The organism is Mycolicibacter senuensis (genome assembly GCF_003284925.1).
GTDB lineage: Bacteria > Actinomycetota > Actinomycetes > Mycobacteriales > Mycobacteriaceae > Mycobacterium > Mycobacterium algericum_A.
The window spans coordinates 1-2,265 of record NZ_QMEX01000266.1 but is presented as its reverse complement, the minus strand read 5'-3'; the positions used below and the strand labels follow the sequence as shown (position 1 = coordinate 2,265).

The 2,265-nt window shown below is 68.0% G+C and carries 2 protein-coding genes; both read left to right on the top strand.

Annotation, left to right across the window (positions count from 1 at the left end; genetic code table 11):
* Positions 1 to 1,530: cellulase family glycosylhydrolase (locus DQP56_RS23920; RefSeq protein ID WP_112689552.1), on the top strand; the 1,530-nt coding region annotated here is incomplete at its 5' end.
* A gap of 180 nt (positions 1,531 to 1,710) precedes the next feature.
* The coding region (locus DQP56_RS23915) for a PGRS repeat-containing protein (protein WP_353617233.1) at positions 1,711 to 2,265 on the top strand (555 nt) is incomplete at its 3' end.

The window sequence follows — 2,265 nt, the reverse complement described above, 5'->3', positions numbered from 1 at the left end:
GAAGGCGGCGACGGCGGCGACGCCGGCAACGGCCCCACCGCCGCAGGGCTGCCCGCCCTCGGCGGCGTCGGCGGCACCGCCGGCCTGTGGGCCGGCGACCACGGGGCGGTCGGCCGGTTCGGCGCCCTGCCGGGCGGCATCAGCGGAACCGTCGCGCCGCCGGTGGAGGTCTCCAACGGCTGGCTCACCAACACCGACGGCCAGGTCGTCATGCTGCGCGGACTGAACCAGGTCTACAAGATCCCGCCGTATGAGCCGTCCGCGGGCGGGTTCGACGACGATGACGCCGCGTTCCTGGCCGCCAACGGTTTCAACGTGGTGCGCCTCGGTGTCATCTGGGCCGGGGTGCAACCCGAGCCCGGTGTCATCGACTACGACTATCTGGCCTCGATCGAGCACACCGTGCAGATCCTGGCCAACCACAACATCGTGGCGATCCTCGACATGCACCAGGACCTCTACGGTGGCGCCTTCGGCGGCGACGGTGCCCCGGACTGGGCCACCTTCACCGGCGGACTGCCCAACTTCGATGTGGGCTTCCCCTTCAGCTACTTCGTCAGTCCAGCGCAGAACCACGCCTGGGATGCGTTCTGGGCCAACACCCCTGCCGACGGGATCGGTCTGCAGAACCATTACGCGGTGATGTGGCAGGCCGTCGCCGACTACTTCAAGGGCAATGAGAACGTCGCCGGCTACGAGATCATCAACGAGCCGTGGGCCGGCTCGCACTGGCTCGGAAGCCTGTTGGGCAACCCCTATTTCGATACCCAGCAGCTGACCCCGTTCTACAACCAGCTAACCGAGGCCATCCGATCCGTGGACCCGAACAAGACGGTGTTCTTCGGCCCGACGACCCTCGAGGCCAGCCTGCCGGTACCGACGCACCTGGGCACGGTGGACGACCCGAACACCGCCTTCTCGTTCCACCACTACTGCATGGTCAATGCGCTGTTCGCCGACCTCAGCTTCGGCTGCGACTGGAACGCCGACGTCGTGTTCGCAAACGCGATGGACTACGCGCAGGAGCACAACATCCCGGCGTTCCTCAGCGAGTTCGGTGCCACCAACAATCTTCCGACCATCGGCGCGAGCCTGCAGGCGGCCAACCGGTACCTGTTCGGCTGGACCGAATGGGCCTACACCGGCAACGACATCACCAGTACCTCCCCGATCGATCAGGCGCTGGTGTACGACCCGAGCCAGCCCCCGGTCGGCGACAACGTCAACTGGGACAAACTCGACGTGCTGGCCCAGCCCTACCCGCAAGAGATCTCCGGCACCCCGACCTCGCTGTCGTTCACCAACGGCGTCCTGTCGTTCGCGTACTCCACCGACCGCGCCGACGGCACCGGCAGCTTCGACGCCGGCTCGCAGACCACCATCTCCGTGCCACCCAGCCAGTACCCGAACGGCTACACCGTTAACGTGACCGGCGGAACCGTCACCTCGGCCGACGACGCCCCGGTACTGACCATCAGCTCAGCTTCCGGCGCGACCAGCGTGACGGTGACGGTGACGGCGAAGCCCTGACGGGCCACCGCGCGTCGCCGCCGATCAGGCGGAAATGCCTGCAAAACAAGTGAATGCCGCGGTGCGCCGAGGCGAGCTTGCGCCGCGTAAGTAACTCGTTTACCTTCTCAGTCACAACTCAGCATCCGCGCATGTCCACGAGAAGGGTCTGTCGAGATGGCTCGTCGCCGCAGCAAATCTGTGGGCAGCAAGGTTGTCGGGGTCGCCGCGTTGCTGGCCTTGACCGTCCCGGCCGCGCCGGCGCAGGCCGACCTCGGCGACATGATGGACGTGCTGTTCGACCCGTTCGTGACCACTGCGGGCGCATTCGACGGCGAGGCAGTATTCGACGCGACCGCATGGGAGTCCTTCCTGTCAGCGGAGCACTGGGATGCCGCGCTGGCCGCACTGGCCGAACCGGGACCGGCGGTGGGCTTCGACTTCTACGCCGTGCTGCATGACGCCACCCAGACCTGGATCGACAGCGACCTGGGCGCCCAGGTCAACGGCGTCATCAACACACTGTTCGGCTCGACGGTCATCGGCAACGGGATCGACGGCACCGAGGACAACCCCGACGGCGGCGACGGCGGCTGGCTGTTCGGCGACGGCGGCGCCGGCTGGAACAGCACCACCGACGGTGTGGCAGGCGGCAGCGGCGGTGCCGCCGGGATCTTCGGCGACGGCGGTGACGGCGGGACCGGCGGGGCCGGGGCCGCCGGCGGGGATGGCGGGGCCGGCGGCTGGCTGTGGGGC